General features: G+C 62.3%; 13 protein-coding genes and 1 pseudogene. 4 read left to right on the top strand and 10 right to left on the bottom strand.

The features are described from left to right. Positions 1 to 170: 170 nt before the first annotated feature. The 7 genes and pseudogenes from E0D86_RS21960 to E0D86_RS12750 form a co-directional block, all read right to left on the bottom strand. The gene (locus tag E0D86_RS21960) at positions 171 to 884 is read right to left on the bottom strand and encodes a methyl-accepting chemotaxis protein (RefSeq protein ID WP_371924071.1); all 714 of its coding nucleotides are present in this window, start codon (positions 882 to 884) and stop codon (positions 171 to 173) included. Positions 885 to 1028: 144 nt separating this feature from the next. Next, positions 1029 to 2057, bottom strand: a pseudogene (locus E0D86_RS21955) (methyl-accepting chemotaxis protein); the annotation flags it as partial. A gap of 221 nt (positions 2058 to 2278) precedes the next feature. Further along, on the bottom strand, positions 2279 to 4066 hold the full coding sequence (locus E0D86_RS12770; RefSeq protein ID WP_165914241.1) for an ABC transporter ATP-binding protein: 1788 nt from the start codon (positions 4064 to 4066) through the stop codon (positions 2279 to 2281). Next, positions 4053 to 4685 (bottom strand): DsbA family protein, encoded by a 633-nt coding sequence (locus E0D86_RS12765; RefSeq protein WP_131650400.1) that lies wholly within the window; start codon positions 4683 to 4685, stop codon positions 4053 to 4055. Before E0D86_RS12765 ends, E0D86_RS12770 begins: the two co-directional genes overlap by 14 nt. Before the next feature lie 62 nt (positions 4686 to 4747). After that, positions 4748 to 5683: a rhodanese-related sulfurtransferase gene (locus E0D86_RS12760; protein ID WP_131650399.1), complete on the bottom strand. Its 936-nt coding sequence runs from the start codon at positions 5681 to 5683 to the stop codon at positions 4748 to 4750. Between the two features lie 134 nt (positions 5684 to 5817). Beyond that, entirely contained in the window at positions 5818 to 6117 is a 300-nt protein-coding gene (locus tag E0D86_RS12755; protein WP_131650398.1) for a BolA family transcriptional regulator, read from the bottom strand. Positions 6118 to 6132: 15 nt separating this feature from the next. Further along, the gene (locus tag E0D86_RS12750; protein ID WP_131650397.1) at positions 6133 to 6657 is read right to left on the bottom strand and encodes a DUF2059 domain-containing protein; all 525 of its coding nucleotides are present in this window, start codon (positions 6655 to 6657) and stop codon (positions 6133 to 6135) included. Between the two features lie 148 nt (positions 6658 to 6805). Here E0D86_RS12750 and E0D86_RS12745 point away from each other — a divergent pair, with 148 nt between their 5' ends. Next, complete coding sequence (locus E0D86_RS12745; protein ID WP_131650396.1) at positions 6806 to 8197, top strand: class II fumarate hydratase; 1392 nt, start codon at positions 6806 to 6808, stop codon at positions 8195 to 8197. Positions 8198 to 8376: 179 nt separating this feature from the next. On the opposite strand, the gene E0D86_RS12740 is transcribed toward E0D86_RS12745, so the two are convergent. Further along, on the bottom strand, positions 8377 to 9561 hold the full coding sequence (locus tag E0D86_RS12740; protein WP_131650395.1) for a thiolase family protein: 1185 nt from the start codon (positions 9559 to 9561) through the stop codon (positions 8377 to 8379). A 129-nt stretch (positions 9562 to 9690) separates the two neighbouring features. Further along, on the bottom strand, positions 9691 to 11178 hold the full coding sequence (gene pap / locus E0D86_RS12735) for a polyphosphate:AMP phosphotransferase (protein WP_131650394.1): 1488 nt from the start codon (positions 11176 to 11178) through the stop codon (positions 9691 to 9693). A gap of 154 nt (positions 11179 to 11332) precedes the next feature. Here pap and mnmC point away from each other — a divergent pair, with 154 nt between their 5' ends. After that, on the top strand, positions 11333 to 13306 hold the full coding sequence (mnmC, locus tag E0D86_RS12730; RefSeq protein ID WP_131650393.1) for a bifunctional tRNA (5-methylaminomethyl-2-thiouridine)(34)-methyltransferase MnmD/FAD-dependent 5-carboxymethylaminomethyl-2-thiouridine(34) oxidoreductase MnmC: 1974 nt from the start codon (positions 11333 to 11335) through the stop codon (positions 13304 to 13306). 9 nt (positions 13307 to 13315) lie between these two features. Here the strand turns inward: mnmC and E0D86_RS12725 are convergent, their stop codons facing one another. Further along, positions 13316 to 13636, bottom strand: coding sequence for a DUF1127 domain-containing protein (locus E0D86_RS12725; RefSeq protein ID WP_131650392.1), 321 nt, complete (start codon positions 13634 to 13636; stop codon positions 13316 to 13318). A gap of 15 nt (positions 13637 to 13651) precedes the next feature. Between E0D86_RS12725 and E0D86_RS12720 the strand changes: the two genes are divergently transcribed. Both E0D86_RS12720 and E0D86_RS12715 read left to right on the top strand, forming a co-directional pair. Next, complete coding sequence (locus tag E0D86_RS12720) at positions 13652 to 14506, top strand: LysR substrate-binding domain-containing protein (RefSeq protein WP_131650391.1); 855 nt, start codon at positions 13652 to 13654, stop codon at positions 14504 to 14506. Between the two features lie 372 nt (positions 14507 to 14878). Continuing rightward, the gene (locus E0D86_RS12715) at positions 14879 to 16651 is read left to right on the top strand and encodes an N-acetylglutaminylglutamine amidotransferase (protein ID WP_131650390.1); all 1773 of its coding nucleotides are present in this window, start codon (positions 14879 to 14881) and stop codon (positions 16649 to 16651) included. Positions 16652 to 16680: the final 29 nt, after the last annotated feature.

Genomic DNA, 16680 nt, shown 5'->3' with positions numbered 1-16680 from the left:
TCCCGGAACGGGAAGGGCGTTAACGAGCGACGGGGTGTTCAATCGAGCATCTCCACAGCGTGCGGCGACGGCCGCGTTTCTTTCTAGAGCGGTGGAGGCTCAATGGAGTTCAGCGCCAGATACGACAAAGCCCCGGCGGGCCGGGGCTTCAGTGCGGCAAGCGGGCGGGATCAGGTGCGGAAACGCGCCACCAGCCCCTGCAATTCGACGCCCAGGCGCGCCAGTTCCGCACTCGACGCGGCGGTCTGCTCGCTGCCGCTGGCGCTCTGCTCACCGATGTCGCGCACTCGCGTCACGCTCTCGGAGATATTTTCCGCGACGGCGCTCTGCTCTTCGGCAGCGGCGGCGATCTGTTGATTCATCTGCTCGATGGTCGATACCGACTCGGTGATGCGTTCGAGTGCGGTACCGGCTTCGCTGGCCAGATCAACCGTGCGCTGGGTCAGCTCACGGCTGGTCTGCATCTGCTCGACAGCATTTTGCGCAACCCGCTGCAGATTGCCGATCAGGCCTTCGATTTCTTCGGTGGAATCGTGGGTGCGACGCGCCAGCGCGCGCACTTCATCGGCCACCACCGCAAAGCCGCGGCCCTGCTCACCAGCGCGAGCCGCTTCGATGGCAGCGTTGAGCGCCAGCAGGTTGGTCTGTTCAGCAACCGCGCGAATCACCTCCAGCACGCTACCGATGCGTCCACTTTCAGTATTCAGCTCTTCGATGGCGTGAGCCGACTGCTCTACTTCGCCGGATAGGCTGTCGATCTGGCCGATGGCTTCCTTGACAACCAGGTCGCCCTGACGTGCCTGCTGATCCGCTTGGCGAGCAGCGTTAGATGCCTGCTCGGCGTTCTGCGCGACTTCCTGCACGGTTGCGGCCATCTCATGCATCGCGGTCGCGACCTGATCGGTCTCCTCACGTTGCTTCTGTACACCAACGCTGGTTTGCGCGGTGACGGCCGACAGCTGCTCGGCGGCAGCGGCAATCTGCCCTACGCCGCCACCGATGCGACCGATCAAGGTACGCAGGCTTTCGGTCATGCCAAACATGGCCTGCTGCAACTGCCCAAGCTCATCACGACGAGTGACCTTCTGCGATTGGGTGAGGTCGCCATCTGCCACCCGCTGCGCCAGCTGCACGGTATAACGCAGCGGCACAACGACCATGCGGGAAATCGCCGTAGCCGCTCCCAAGCCGATGATGACAGCCAAGGTCGTGATGACCGCGAGCAGCCAGTAGGCGCTGCTGCGCTGGCTCTGCATCGCCTGGTTGGCGGCCGCTAGCGCCTGGTTGGCGGTATCGAGTATCCGCTGTGCCTGGCCGACCATGGCCTCTTCCAGGGCGACCCGCTCCAAGCGATAACGCTGAAACTCGCCGAACGCTTGTTCGTAGATGGCAAGCGCGGCTAGCGCGCCATCCATGGTGGCTTTCTGTTCGTCGTTGATCCAGGTCTTCAGACTGGTGCCAATGGTAGTGACATCGTCATAGGCCTCGTTCCAGGCGTCCTTGGCTTCCTGGGAGCTGTCGCTGATGAACAGGTTTTCGAAGGTGCGCAGATCGAGGATGCGCTTGGTCAGGCCTGATGCCGCCTCGGCTATCGTCAACGGATCACTGCCCTTGAGGTGATCGCCCTCGAGTCGCAGGACGCGAACCGCGTCGTACATGTCCAGTTCGATGTATTCGAATTCTTCACGGCTGGTCTGCGCGGCGTCAGCCATGCGCTTGCGCAGCTCCACGCCTTTGCTAATCAGTACGCCATAGTCGGCAAACTGTTGGGCATAGATCGCTGCGTCACTTCGGATCTGCTCCAGCACCGCCTGTTCCTCAGCGCTAGAGACTTTGGCGAGATCGTCCAGGTCCCTGTTGAGCTGGTCCAGGATATCGCTCAGCGCAGCGGCCGAAGCGTCGCTGCGGGTCAGGGCGTAATCGCGCTCCTGACCGCGCGCGTCGAGAATTGCGGCGTTGATGGCCGCCAGCTGATCCGTCTGGGAAGAGCGGGTCAGGATCGAATCCACGGCAAAGAAACCGGTCCCGGCGACTCCCAGGGTCAGCAACAGCACCATGGCGAAGCCGAGCAACAGCTTCTTGCCCACGGAGAGGTTGGCGAATATGTCGAAAGACTGCATCAGAAATCCTTTGGAAAATAAGCGCACGTCATGGAGTCGGCCGGTGTTGGCCAAAGTTGAGCGCAAAAACAGGGCAATTTAAACAAGTTGCAATGGCTATTTGCCAGCAATCATTCCAAAGAATCGAACAGAACGCACAGCGAAACGGAAAGCGCGACTCAATGCTGCTGCAAATGTCCGTAAAGCTTGGCGTAGAGCCCTCCGTCGGCGATCAGCTGCTGATGGTCGCCCTGTTCGGCGATGCGCCCGCCATCGAAGACCAGTACCCGATCGGCCTGCTTAACAGCCGAAAGTCGGTGGGCAATGATCAGCGTCGTACGGCCATGCAGAAAGCGGTTCAGCCCCTCGTGCAGCGCATACTCGGTAGCGGCGTCCAGGGCGGAGGTTGCCTCGTCGAGAATCACCACCTTGGGTTCGGCCAGAATCATTCGCGCCACAGCCAGTCGCTGCCGCTGGCCACCCGACAGGCGCACCCCGGACCGACCGACAACACTGTCGAGCCCCGCCGGCAACTGGCGAATGGTCTCGGCCAGTTGCGCGATCTCCAGCGCCTGCCAGCAGGCCTGATCATCGCGCTCGCGGCCCATCAGCAGATTGGCGCGCACGGTGTCGTTGAACAGCGCGGGATGCTGCAGCACCACGGCAACATTGTCGCGAACCGTGCCGAGGCCAATATCCTGCACATCGACCCCGGCGAAGCGAATCTGCCCCGCCTGCGGCTGATACAGGCCCAGCAGCAGCTGGACCAGCGTGCTTTTGCCTCCGCCGCTAGCCCCCACGATCGCAACCTTTTCGCCCGCCGCGATGGACAGATCCAGGCCCTCCAGCACCGGCTCGTCCTGATAGGAGAAACGCAGCCCGCGGACTTCGATATCCACCGTCTCCCGTCCCGCGAACGGGTCCTGCCCTCCGGCATATTGAGGCTCATCGGCACGCGCCAGCAGCTGGTTGATCCGGCTGAGCGCGCCACCGGCTGCAAAGAAGGCGTATTGCAGATTCAGCAGTTGCTCCACCGGCCCGATCATGAACCACAGGTAGCTGAACACCGCGAGCATCTGCCCGATCGACAGGTCAGAGAACAGCACCGTGAGCATCGCCGCGGCGCGGAAGATATCGATGCCGAACTGGAACAGCAGACCGCTGGCACGGTTGGAGGCGTCGGTTCGCCACTGTGAGGCCACCGCGTAGTCACGTACCTCGCGAGCCCGCAGGCCCAGGCGGCCAAGGAAGAAACCCTGACGGTTGCCGGCACGCACTTCCTGGATCGCATCCAGAGTTTCGGTCAGCGCCTGGGTAAACAGCGAAGTGCTGTCGTTCTCCAGTTTTTTCAGGTGCTTGACGCGCTTGCCCAGTTGTACCGTCGCGTAGATCACCAGCGGGTTGAACAACAGGATCAGCAGTGCCAACTGCCAATGCATCCAGACCAGAATCGCCGCCGTGCCGGCGATTGAAAGCAGTGCCACTAGGAGGCGGCTAAGGGTCTCGCCGATGAATTTATCGATGGTTTCCAGATCGGTGACCAAGTGCGCCGCAACCGTGCCGCCGCCGAGGCTTTCGTACTCGCTCAGGGCAATGCGCTTGAGCCGCTCGATCAAGCGGATACGGATGCGATAGACCAGATCCTTGGACAGCCGTGCAAACAGCCGGGCCTGCAAGACGTTGAAGATAAGAGCGAAGGCGCGCAGCAGCAGCGTTGCGCAGAGCATCAAGCCGATATAGCCGATCGCCGTCTCCCAGCCTGCGGGCAGCACCCGATCCATGACCTGTAAAGCCGTGTCGCCATGCCCCAGCAGCACCTCATCGACCAGCAGCGGCAGCAGCAACGGGATCGGCACGCTGCACAGCGTCGCCAGCACGGCTACCAGGTTAGCGAGGACCAGCGCCTTGCGATGACGCAGCGCGAGTCGACGGATCTCCGCCCAGCTGAGCTGATCAGGCACCGACATTGTGTTCCAGCCAGCGATTCAACAGAGGCGAAAGCGCAGCGAGGGGCTGATAGCCGTTGGTCAGCAGAGCGAGCTGGCCGTCGTGCTCGGCAAGCAAGGTAGGAAAGCCGGCGATACCCAGATTGCGTGCCCAGTCGAAGTCGGCGGCAGTGGCATCACGAACGGCTTGGGAATCGAAGCGGTCGGCGAACTCGCTGCGCGAGATGCCAGCCGCTTCGGCCAGTTCGACGAGTTCCGGTGGCAAAGTAACGTTTCGTCCTTCGACATAGAACGCTCGCTGGATCAGCCCAGCGAGGTTCCAGTCAGCTTTAGCCTCGAAACCGCGCGCCGCAACCAGCGCGCGACAGGCCGGCTCCGTGTCGTACACCAGCCCGTCAGGCAAACCCGCCTCGAAGTTGAACGGCTGGCCGCTTGCCTCGTGGACCGCGTGCCAGTAGGACGCCGTGCGCTCGCGAGCCGGCTGATCCATCGCAGTGCGCTCCCGACGCAGGCCGCCGACGATTAGCTCGGCGCCGACGCCGCGCGCCTGCGCTTGCTCGATGAGCGCCTGCACCACCGGCGCAAAGCCCCAGCACCAGGAACACATCGGGTCCATCACATAGATCAATCGGGTGCTCATCTGGGCTCCGGTTCTCTCGGGGAGCGCGAACTGCGCACCATCATCTATCCAGGCAGCTTTAGCTATACACCCTGTTTGCGGTAGTTGTGACCGATCGGGTGCGGCTGGTTGCGCTTGAGCGCCAACTCGATCTGCTTCTGCCGCTCACGCGCACTGTGGCGAGTCTTCTCGCTCAGGGTATTCCAGCAATGCGGGCAGCTGATACCTGGAGCGTAGTGCTCCGATTGGCGGTCCTCCAGCGAGATCGGCGTGCGACAGGCATGGCACTGGTCGAAATCACCTTCGCTGAGGTCGTGACGCACGGTTACGCGGTTGTCGAAGACGAAGCAGTCGCCGCGCCAGCGCGTCTCGTCCTGCGGTACTTCTTCGAGGTATTTGAGGATGCCGCCCTTGAGGTGATAGACCTCCTCGAAGCCCTCACCGAGCATGTAGCTCGACGCCTTCTCGCAGCGGATGCCACCGGTGCAAAACATCGCGACCTTCTTGTGCTTGGACGGATCGTAGTGCGCCTTGATGTAGTCGGGGAACTCGCGGAAGGATTTGGTCTGCGGATCGATCGCACCTTCGAAGGTGCCGATGGCCACCTCGTAATCGTTGCGGGTGTCGATCAGCAGGACTTCGGGATCATCGATCAGCGCGTTCCAGTCCTGCGGTTCAACATAAGTGCCGACGCGCTGGTTGGGATCGACGCCTGGCACGCCGAGGGTGACGATTTCTTTCTTCAGCTTGACCTTGGTGCGATAGAACGGCTGCTCCTCGCAATAAGATTCCTTGTGATCGATATCGGCCAGGCGCGCATCGGTGCCAAACCAGGCGAGTAGCGCGTCGATGCCTTCACGGCTACCGGAAACCGTGCCGTTAATGCCTTCTTCGGCGAGCAGCAGCGTGCCCTTGATGCCGTTGGCGTTGAGTGTTTCGAGCAGGGGCTCACGCAACGCGACGTAGTCCGGCAGCGAGACGAACTTGTACAGCGCCGCGACGACGATGTTCTGGGTCATGCGGGTTACTTCCTCCAGTGGTCACCCTCGTAAAGGGCGGACCGGGAATACGAAAACGACAACGCCGGCGTGAGCCGGCGCGGCGCGCATTCTATCAATAAACGAGCAATGGACTTCAAGCGGCAGGCAGATAGCTACTTATGGCCACCGGCGCAGACAGGCGAGGCCGGAGCCGCGCCCTGCTCTGCCCACTCTTCAGGGGTATAGGTGTGCAACGCGAGGGCGTGTATTTGCTGCATCAGTTCGCCCATCGCGGCGTATGCCTTCTGATGGCGCTTGACCGCATTCAGCCCGGCGAACTGCTCGCTGACGATCACCGCCTTGTAGTGGGTTTCCTGCCCGCGGCTATGCATGTGGCTTTCATCCAGCACCTGCAGATACACGGGCTGCAGGGCCGATTGCAATGCGTTTTCGATGGTAAATAGTTTGGTCATGCCTGATGCACTCCCTCAAGGGTTCTTCTGGGTGTCGAGTTCGGCTGTCATTTCCGCCAGCAATTTATTCACCTGCGGCACAGCGCTTTCCAGCTTGGCCTGGGTCACTTGAGCCGAGCGCGTGTTGAGCTGCGGTAGCTGGGTGAGCATCTTCTTGCCCAACTCGGATTCGTAGAATTCGTTCAACTGCGTGAGTTCGGCTTCGCTGAAGACCTCGGTGTACAACGCCACCAGTTCGGGCTTGACCTCCTTCCAGCCGATGGCCTTTTCAAGCGCAGCATCCGCCTTGGATTGGTAGCTTTCCAGCAGTGCCCGTTTGCTCTCGGGAGCCTGGGTCTGGGCGAAGCGCTCGGCGAACATCTGCTGCACCTGGGCGTAGACCGGCACCGCAATGCGATCGGCGTTAACCAGTTCGAGAAAGCGCTCGGCCTTAGCCGCATGGCTGGCGCTGTCGGCGGTGGCCTGGCCGCTCAGCAGCGCCAGCGACAGGGCGCCGCACAGGCCGAGGGCCCGAAGCCCAGAGGTACGAAAAGAGTGCATTGGATGTTCCTTGGCGAACGATAGATGAGCCTCAATGGACTCATTCTGCGCGCGGAGTTCCAATCGCTCAAGAAACAGCGAGCCAGCCGATTGAACCTGTGTCCTCGGCGGGCGACCTAACAGGAAGACCTCATCGATGGAGCACGGCATGACCCGCACCGAAACCGACAGCCTTGGCCCAGTGGAAGTCCCGGAACAGGCGTACTGGGGAGCGCAGACCCAGCGCTCGCTGAGCAACTTCGCCATCGGCGAACAACGCATGCCGCTCGCCGTATGCCACGCGCTGGCCTTGATCAAGAAGGCTGCAGCGCGTGTGAACGACCGTATCGGCGACCTGCCACCGGATATCGCGCGTCTGATCGAGCAGGCCGCCGATGAAATTCTGCACGGCCAGCACGACGATCAGTTCCCCTTGGTCGTCTGGCAGACCGGCAGCGGTACCCAGAGCAACATGAACGTCAACGAAGTGATCGCCGGCCGCGCCAACGAGCTGGCCGGTGGTACCCGTGGCGGCAAGAGCCCGGTCCACCCTAACGACCACGTAAACCGTGCGCAGAGTTCCAACGACTGCTTCCCGACCGCCATGCACATCGCCGTCGCCCGTGCAGTTCACCATGACTTGCTGCCGGCTATCGCCGAGCTGTCCGGAGGGATTGCCGAACAGGCTGCGCGACACAGCCAACTGGTCAAGACCGGGCGCACGCACATGATGGACGCCACGCCGGTGACCTTCGGCCAGGAACTGTCGGCTTTCGTCGCCCAGCTGGACATCGCCGAGCAGTCGATTCGTCACACGCTGCCCGCAGTATTCGAGCTGGCGCAGGGCGGCACGGCGGTGGGTACCGGCCTCAACGCGCCGCACGGTTTCGCCGAGGCGATTGCCGCCGAGCTGGCCGCGTTGTCCGGCCTGCCCTTCGTTTCCGCACCGAACAAATTCGCCGCGCTGTCCGGACATGAGCCGCTGGTCGCGCTCTCCGGCGCTCTGAAAACCCTCGCCACGGCACTGATGAAAATCGCCAACGACCTGCGCCTACTCGGCTCGGGCCCACGTGGCGGCTTCGCCGAAGTGCGTCTGCCGGCCAACGAGCCGGGCAGCTCGATCATGCCAGGTAAGGTCAACCCGACCCAATGCGAGGCGTTGTCGATGCTGGCCTGTCAGGTGATGGGCAATGACGTGACGGTCGGTTTCGCCGCGAGCCAAGGTCATCTTCAGCTCAACGTGTTCAAGCCCGTGATCGTGCACAACCTGCTCGAATCGATCCGGCTGCTGGCCGACGGTTGTCGCAACTTCAATACGCATTGCATCGTCGGCATGGAGCCGGACACCGCGCGCATGGCCGAGCATCTGGAGCGTGGGTTGATGCTGGTGACCGCGCTGAATCCGCATATCGGTTATGACAAGGCTGCGGAGATCGCCAAGAAGGCATACGCCGAGGGCTCCACCTTGCGCGAAGCAGCATTGGAACTCGGCTATCTCACGGATGAAGAGTTCGATCAGTGGGTACGGCCGGAAACCATGCTGGAATCCAGCCGCAGCTGAGTGGGACGGTGGGCTGAAGCCCACCCTACGATTGAGTCGATGTGCGGTAGCGGTGGACTGGAGCGGAACGCCGCCCGGCCCCACCCTACGGGTTTAGTTTCGGGTGGGCTCCACTTGTAGGGTGGGCTTCAGCCCACCAAATACGCAGCCGCGCGTTCCCTTGAAACGTGCCGCTGCGTTCAACGCACCGCTTCGAACAGCCCTGACGCCCCCATGCCCCCGCCAACACACATGGTCACCACCCCATAACGCAGGTTGCGCCGCTGCAGCTCACGAATCAGATGCCCAGCGGTACGCGATCCGGTCATGCCGAACGGGTGGCCGATGGAAATCGAGCCGCCGTTGACGTTGAATTTCTCGTTGTCGATTTCCAGCGTGTCGCGGCAGTACAGACACTGCGACGCGAAGGCCTCGTTCAGCTCCCACAGATCGATGTCGCTGACCTGCAAGCCCTTGGCCTTGAGCAGGCGAGGCACCGAGAAGACCGGGCCGATGCCCATTTCTTCCGGCTCGCAGCCGGCCACGGTGAAACCACGGAAGAACGCGCGTGGCTTGAGGCCCAGTTCGAGGGCCTTGTCCAGGCTCATCACCAGCGTCATCGAGGCGCCATCGGACAGTTGCGAGGCGTTGCCGGCGGTGACCGAGCCGTCTTCCGCGAATACCGGTTTGAGGCCCGAAAGGCTTTCCAGCGTGGTGTCGGGGCGGTTGCAGTCATCACGGTCCACCACACCTTCGTGCTCGGTGCGCTCGCCGGTAGCCTTGTCCTCAGTGAAATAACGGACATTCATCGGCACGATTTCGTCCTGGAACAAGCCCTCGGCCTGGGCGCGTGCGGTGCGCTGCTGGCTCTGCAGCGAATAGATGTCCTGCTGTTCGCGGGTCACGTTGTAGCGGCGCGCCACCAGCTCGGCGGTCTGGCCCATGGTGTGATAGATGCCCGGCACCCGCTCCTGAATGATCGGGTTGTAGAGGTTATCGGTGTTCTTGCTCTTGGCGGTCAGGGTGATGGATTCGACCCCACCGGCTACGATCACGTCGCTGCAGCCGGATGCGATTTGGTTGGCCGCGATGGCGATCGCCTGCAGGCCGGACGAGCAGAAGCGATTGAGCGTCATGCCCGCGCACTGAGTGCCCAGGTTCGACAGCACCGCAACGTTACGGCCGATGTTGTAACCCTGCGCGCCTTCGTTGGAGCCGGCTCCGACGATACAGTCCTCGACCAGCTTGGGGTCGAGACCGTTGCGCGCCAGTAGCGCGTTGACGCAATGGGCCGCCATGTCATCCGGCCGGGTCATGTTGAACTTGCCACGGAAGGACTTGGCCAGGCCGGTCCGTACGCTGTCGACGATCACTACTTCACGCATGGCATACCTCGAATGGTGTGGCGAGTCATGACCACCGCGACCCACCTATTGACGATCAGCCGAGCATAGTTCCAGCCGTTCGCCGATGGCGACGACCATTCAGCAGGGATATAGTCGACCATCGTTCCGTCATTTTTCGCCGATGGCAGCCGCCAGCGCATCGTTGAGGGTACGCAGCACCTTGACCCTGGCGAAGCGCTTGTCGTTGGCCTCAACCAGCGTCCAGGGGGCGATCTCGGTGCTGGTGCGGTCGACCATATCCGCCACCGCGTGCCCGTAGTCTTCCCATTTGTCGCGGTTGCGCCAGTCTTCCTCGGTGATCTTGAACCGCTTGTGCGCGGTGTTTTCGCGCTCCTTGAAGCGCTCCAGCTGCGTTTCCTGGTCGATGGACAGCCAGAACTTGACCACCACCACGCCAGCGTCCACCAACTGCTCCTCAAAATCGTTGATCTCGGTGTAGGCACGCAGCCACTCATCCGGGCGGCAGAATCCTTCGACGCGTTCGACCAACACGCGGCCGTACCAGGAGCGATCGTAGATCACGAACTGGCCGCGCGCCGGTACGTTGCGCCAGAAGCGCCACAGCCAGGGTTGAGCACGCTCGTCCTCGCTGGGCGCCGCAACCTGAACCGTACGATACAGGCGTGGATCCAGCGCACCGGTGATACGGCGAATGGCGCTGCCCTTGCCTGCCGCATCGTGGCCTTCGAACAGCGCCAGCACGCCACGCTTGCGTAGGCGATGGTCGCGCAGCAGTTGGGACAGTCGCGCCTGCTCTTGAACTAATTGTTGCTTGTACCCGTCCTTTTCGAGCGTCTGGGTGAGATCGAGGCTGGCCAACAAGCTCATGCGGTCGGTGTGCAGTTCGACCGGTGCGGCGTGTGGCTGCACCGGCGGTTGCTCGGCGGCATCCAGCGCGGCGTTGAGCCCTTCGAGCAGCAGCCGTCCGGCCGTCAGGCTGCGATAACGCTCGTCGCTGCCCTCGATCACATACCAGGGTGCGAAGTCCCGGCTGCTGCGGCGCAGGATCAATTCGCCGTATTTGACGAAGCGGTCGTAAGTCTTGGACTGTTGCCAATCCAGCGGGCTGATTCGCCAGCTGTGCAACGGATCGTCCTTCAGCGAATCCAGCCGCTTCATCATCTGCTTCTTGGACAGATGGAACCAGAACTTGAACACCAGCATGCCTTCCATGCAGAGCATCCGCTCCAGACGCTGGGCGCGATCGATGGTCAACTCCAAATCGGCCTTTTTGGTACGACCGTGAACGCGATCCTCAAGCATCTTGCTGTACCAATTGCCGAAGAAGATGCCGGTCTGGCCCTTCGGCGGCAAGCGTCGCCAATAGCGCCAGGCCGGCGGATGCGAGAGTTCTTCATCGGTGGGCACGTCGAAGCTGTCGACGCGAATCAGCCGCGGGTCCATCCATTCACTGAGCAGCTTGATGGTCTCTCCCTTGCCGGCGCCCTCGATGCCATTGATCAGGATCAGCAACGGAAAACGCGCCTGCTCGCGTAACCGGTACTGCGCATCCAGCAAGGCCTGGCGCAGGGCCGGCTCCTCGGCGTCATAGGTTACCTTGTCGATGGTGTGGCCGATTTCTGCGGATTCGAACATGTGTTCTCCAGAACAATGACAGTACGGCAACTCCAGCGGGCAGAGCACCGCATCGGGGCCGCATAAATAAGCGCTATGTCGATGCGACAAACAGCACCCACGGCAGGTTTCGCACCGCTGCTAGAATCGCCTCCTTTCGCGCCAGGAATCGCCTATGCCTTCTCAGCCCACCACCGGTTTCCAGCATGCCGAGCTCGACTGGGATGAGAACGGCCAGCCGCAATCACGGCAGTACGGCGATGTGTATTTTTCGCGTGCTTCGGGTATGGATGAGACTGCTCACGTCTTCTTGCGACCCAACGCACTCGCCGAGCGATTCGCCGCGCTCGGTGCCGCGGAGCGGTTCGTCATCGGCGAAACGGGTTTCGGGACCGGGCTGAATTTTCTTTGCGCCTGGGCATTGTTCGAGCGCACCGCGCCGCCGGCAGCACGGCTGCATTTCGTCAGCGTCGAAAAGCATCCGCTGACCCGCGACGATATGCAGCGCGCATTGGCACTCTGGCCCGAACTGCAGCTCCTTGCGCGGCAGCTGCTTGATCAGTACGTGGCGGTCAATCAGGGTTTCCAGCAATTTCGTTTCGGCCGCGTGGTGCTGACCTTGCTGGTCGGCGATGCGCTCGATTGCCTCAGCAGCCTGGATGCGCAGGTCGATGCCTGGTTTCTCGATGGTTTCGCCCCGGCCAAGAATCCCGAGATGTGGCAACCCGAACTGTTCACTCAACTGGCGCGTCTGTCGGCGATCGGCGCGACCCTGGCAACATTCACCAGCGCCGGCAGCGTGCGCCGCGCATTGCAGAACGCAGGCTTCGAGGTCGAGCGGATTCCTGGCTTCGGCAAAAAATGGGAAAGCTTACGGGGCCGTTTTCTCGGCACGCCGCAGCCGGCCGGGATTCCCTGGTACGCCCGACCTGCGTTCAAACCGGAGCAGCGCGAGGCCTTGGTAATTGGCGCGGGGCTGGCCGGTTGCGCGACTGCGGCGAGCCTCGCCGCCCGTGGCTGGCAGGTGACAGTGCTGGAGCGGCACAGCGACATCGCCCAGGAAGCATCCGGCAATCCCCAGGGTGTGCTCTACCTGAAGTTGTCTGCCTACGGCACCGCGCTCTCGCAGCTGGTGGTGAGCGGTTTCGGCTATACCCGCCGTCTGTTGGGCAGCCTGCAGAAAGGCCGTGATTGGGACGACTGCGGCGTGTTGCAGCTCGGCTTCGACGACAAGGAACGCACACGCCAAGCCACGCTGAGCGATGCCTTTGCGCCCAGCCTGCTACGCAACGTGGAGCGAACCGAGGCCGAGCAGCTGGCCGGTGTGGCGTTGGACGATGGCGGTCTGTTCTACCCCGATGCTGGCTGGGCGCACCCGCCCGCGCTGTGCCGGTCTCTGCTCGATCATCCCGCCATCAAGCTGATCCGGCACCGACAAGCTGTCGATCTGCGCCGCGTTGACGGACGCTGGCAGGCATTGGATGGCGACGAGCTTTTGGCCGACGCCCCGATAGCGGTTCTGGCAGGTGCGGCCGACGTCGCGCAATTCAGTCAGAGCGCCTGGCTGCCGCTCAAGCGCATTCGCGGCCAGATCACTGAGTTGCCGGCGACCGAACAAAGCGCGGCATTACTTACCGTGCTTTGCGCCCAGGGCTATGTCGCCCCGCCACGCGACGGTCTTCACACACTGGGTGCCAGTTTCAATTTCGCCGAGACCGACCCGGCCCCGAGCGAAGCGGAACATCGATCCAATCTGGACATGCTCGAGAACATTTCCGCCGACCTGCATCAGCGTCTGGAGGCCGAAACCCGCCCCATCGAGGACCTGCACGGCCGCGTCGCGTTTCGCTGCACCAGCCCGGACTATCTGCCGATCATCGGTCCGCTGGCCGATCCCGAACGATTCGCCGAGGCCTATGCCGTGCTGGGCAAGGATGCCCGCCAAGTGCCGGACACAGCGTGTCCCTGGCTGGACGGGCTTTACGTCAATACCGCCCACGGCTCGCGGGGGCTGATCACCACGCCGCTGTCCGGCGAACTGCTGGCCGCATGGCTCGATGGCGGGCCGCTACCTTTGCCGCGCGCCATCGCCGAGGCCTGCCATCCGAATCGATTTCTGCTACGCAAGCTCATTCGGCGAACGGACTGAAGCGTCGAATCAATCGCGACGAAGGGGATCGTCCCAAAATGGACGATTCGCTTCGGTTTCGACATCGGCACGGCTCAGTCCGAGATCCTTAAGCATGTCGTCGTTCAGCGCGGCGAGCTGCCGACGCTGCCGATACAAGGCGTGCCAACGACCGAGCCGCTGCCAGTAAGTGAGCAGCAACGAGGCAAGTGACACGCTACGGCCGCGGGGCAAATACGAGGTCTTCAAAAACTCAGCATGGCTTTTCATCTGATGCACCTCCAAGTGGGATGGCATCAGTTTCCGGCCAGGATTATGATCAATCCAACGAATGTTTCTGATGACATTCATCTCGGAGATTGATGAATGGCCCACTACCCAAGTATCGATGCCGAACTGCTGCGCAGCTTCGTTGCCATTGCCGATCACGGCGGTTTCACGCGTGCGGCCGAAGCCGTCAATCGCACGCAATCAGCCATCAGTATGCAGATGAAGCGCCTGGAAGAAGACGTGCTGCAGCGGACCGTGTTCGAGCGCGACGGTCGTCAGGTTCGGCTCACGGCTGAGGGTCAGATACTGCTCGGTTATGCGCGGCGGATTCTCAAGCTGCACGGTGAAGTGCTGACTACTTTGCGCGAGCCACACATGGTTGGATCGGTGCGCATCGGCACGCCGGACGATTATGTGATGCGGTTTCTGCCCGGCATCCTTTCGCGCTTCGCCCAGGCCTATCCCCTGGTGCAGGTGGAGGTGCACTGCGAGCCGTCCTACCAGTTGCTCCAGCGCCGCGATCTGGACCTGACCATCGTCACCCGCGAGCCGGGCACGGAAATCGGCCAGTTGCTGCGTCGTGAGCGCTTCGTCTGGGCCGAAGCGCCGGGTTTCAATATTCACGAGCAACGGCCGATGCCGCTGGCGATGTTCAATACCACCTGTTTCTGCCGAGCCTGGGCATGCAACGCCCTGGACGGCCTGGATATCCCTTATCGAGTCGCCTATACAAGCCCGAGCCTGTCCGCGCTGATGGCGGTGGTCAACGCCGGGCTGGCGGTGACCGCACAGTTGCAGAGCCTGGTGTCGTCGGATATGCGCCAGCTGGGCGAGGCCGAGGGAATGCCGGAGCTGCCGCTGAGCAGCATCGTGCTGCTACGCAGCGAGCATAGCCAGTCGCAGGTGAGCGAAACCCTGGCCGAGCATATCGTCGAAGGGTTCCGTATCTAGGCCTTGGTGCGATGGGCTGAAGCTCACCCTATTTGGCTGCGGCATCACCTGTAGGGTGGGCTTTAGCCCACCACGCCGGCTGTCTTGTGTCGGTCTGACCGTTGCGGCTTGGTGGGCTGAAGCCCACCCTACGAATTGTAGCCCATCCTACCCGGAGCGCCGCCTTGGCCCACCCTACGAGCGATCTGGTTTGACCTGAGCGCGCATGTCTGTTTTGGTGTAAAGCCCGACTGACGCCGCAGGACGCGATCCGCGCGGTGCGGATTGCATCGACAAGCAGCAAGCCAGAGCAGCGCACGCTTGTCCGGAAACCTGAACTTCGCAATCCGCGCGTCAGTCACACTCCCCAACGGCAAAACCGGTAAGGATCTTATGTGTGGCATAGCTGGAGAACTTCGTTTCGATAATCGACCCGCTGACCTGGCGGCGATTGAACGCATCACTCAACACCTCACCGCCCGCGGTCCCGATGCGAGCGGTTTCCATAGCGCCGGACCGATGGCGATGGGGCATCGGCGGCTGAAAATCATGGATCTCTGCGAGGCCTCGGGCCAGCCGATGATCGATTCCGCGCTGGGCCTTTCAATGGTCTTCAACGGCGCCATCTATAACTATCCCGAACTACGCGCCGAGCTCGAAGCGCTGGGTTACAGCTTCTTCTCTGGCGGCGATACCGAGGTGCTGCTCAAGGGCTTCCATGCCTGGGGCGAAGCCTTGCTGCCGCGCCTCAACGGCATGTTCGCCTTCGCCATCTGGCAGCGCGATCGGCAGGAGTTGTTCATCGCTCGTGATCGTCTGGGCATCAAGCCGCTGTACCTGTCGAAAACCGGCGATCGACTGCGCTTCGCATCGAGCCTGCCGGCCCTGCTCAAGGGCGGCGACATCGCCGGCGTGCTGAACCCGGTGGCGCTCAACCACTACATGAGTTTTCACGCCGTGGTGCCGGCGCCGGACACGTTGATCGCCGGCATCGAAAAGCTTCCGCCTGGCACCTTCATGCGCGTCGATGTCAACGGCAAGGCAAGCCAGCATCGCTGGTGGCAACTGGAATTCGGCGCTCGTGAGGACGAGCAAAATTACACATTCGAGGACTGGCAGGACCGTACGTTAGCGGCGCTCCGTGAATCCGTGGCGCTGCGCCAGCGGGCAGCGGTGGACGTCGGCGTGCTGCTGTCCGGCGGTGTCGACTCCAGCCTGCTGGTCGGGCTGCTGCGTGAAGCCGGTGCGGCGGACAATCTGCTGACCTTCTCTATCGGTTTCGAAGATGCCGGCGGTGAGCGCGGCGACGAGTTCAAGTATTCCGACCTGATCGCCGAGCATTACCAGACCCGCCACCATCAGCTGCGCATCCAGGAAAAGGAAATCCTCGAACAGCTGCCCGCCGCCTTCCAGGCCATGAGCGAGCCGATGGTCAGCCACGACTGCATCGCTTTCTACCTGCTGTCGCGCGAGGTTTCCAAACACTGCAAGGTGGTGCAGAGCGGCCAGGGTGCCGACGAGCTGTTCGCCGGTTATCACTGGTATCCGCAGGTCGATGGCGCCGAGGACCCTGTCGCGGCCTACCTCGCCGCGTTCCGTGACCGCAGCTACGAGGAATATGCCGACACTGTGCAGGCGCAATGGGCCAAGGGCGATTTCTCCGGCGACTTCGTACGCCAGCACTTCGCCCAACCGGGCGCCGACGCGGCCGTGGACAAGGCGCTGCGCATCGACAGCACCGTGATGCTGGTGGACGATCCGGTCAAACGCGTCGACAACATGACCATGGCTTGGGGCCTGGAGGCACGGGTGCCCTTCCTCGACCACAACGTGGCGGAGCTGTCGGCGCGCATCCCAGCGAAGTACAAACTGCCCGACGGTGGCAAGTACGTTCTCAAGGAAGCCGCACGCAAGGTCATCCCCGCAGCCGTGATTGATCGACCAAAGGGCTATTTCCCCGTGCCCGGCCTCAAGCACCTGCAGGGCGATACCCTGAACTGGGTAGGCGAACTGCTGACGGACCCGAGCCAGGATCGCGGCCTATACAACCCGGCAATGATAGAGAAGCTGCTCAACGATCCGGAGGGGCAGCTGACACCGCTGCGCGGTTCGAAACTGTGGCAGTTGGCGGCAGTCAACCTATGGTTGAGCGAGCAAGGCCTATAAGCACTCGATCGTGACGACGCCCGGCCTGC

Origin of the sequence: Pseudomonas sp. IC_126 (genome assembly GCF_004331835.1) — a bacterium.
GTDB lineage: Bacteria > Pseudomonadota > Gammaproteobacteria > Pseudomonadales > Pseudomonadaceae > Stutzerimonas.
This window is presented reverse-complemented; position numbering and strand designations above follow the sequence as displayed.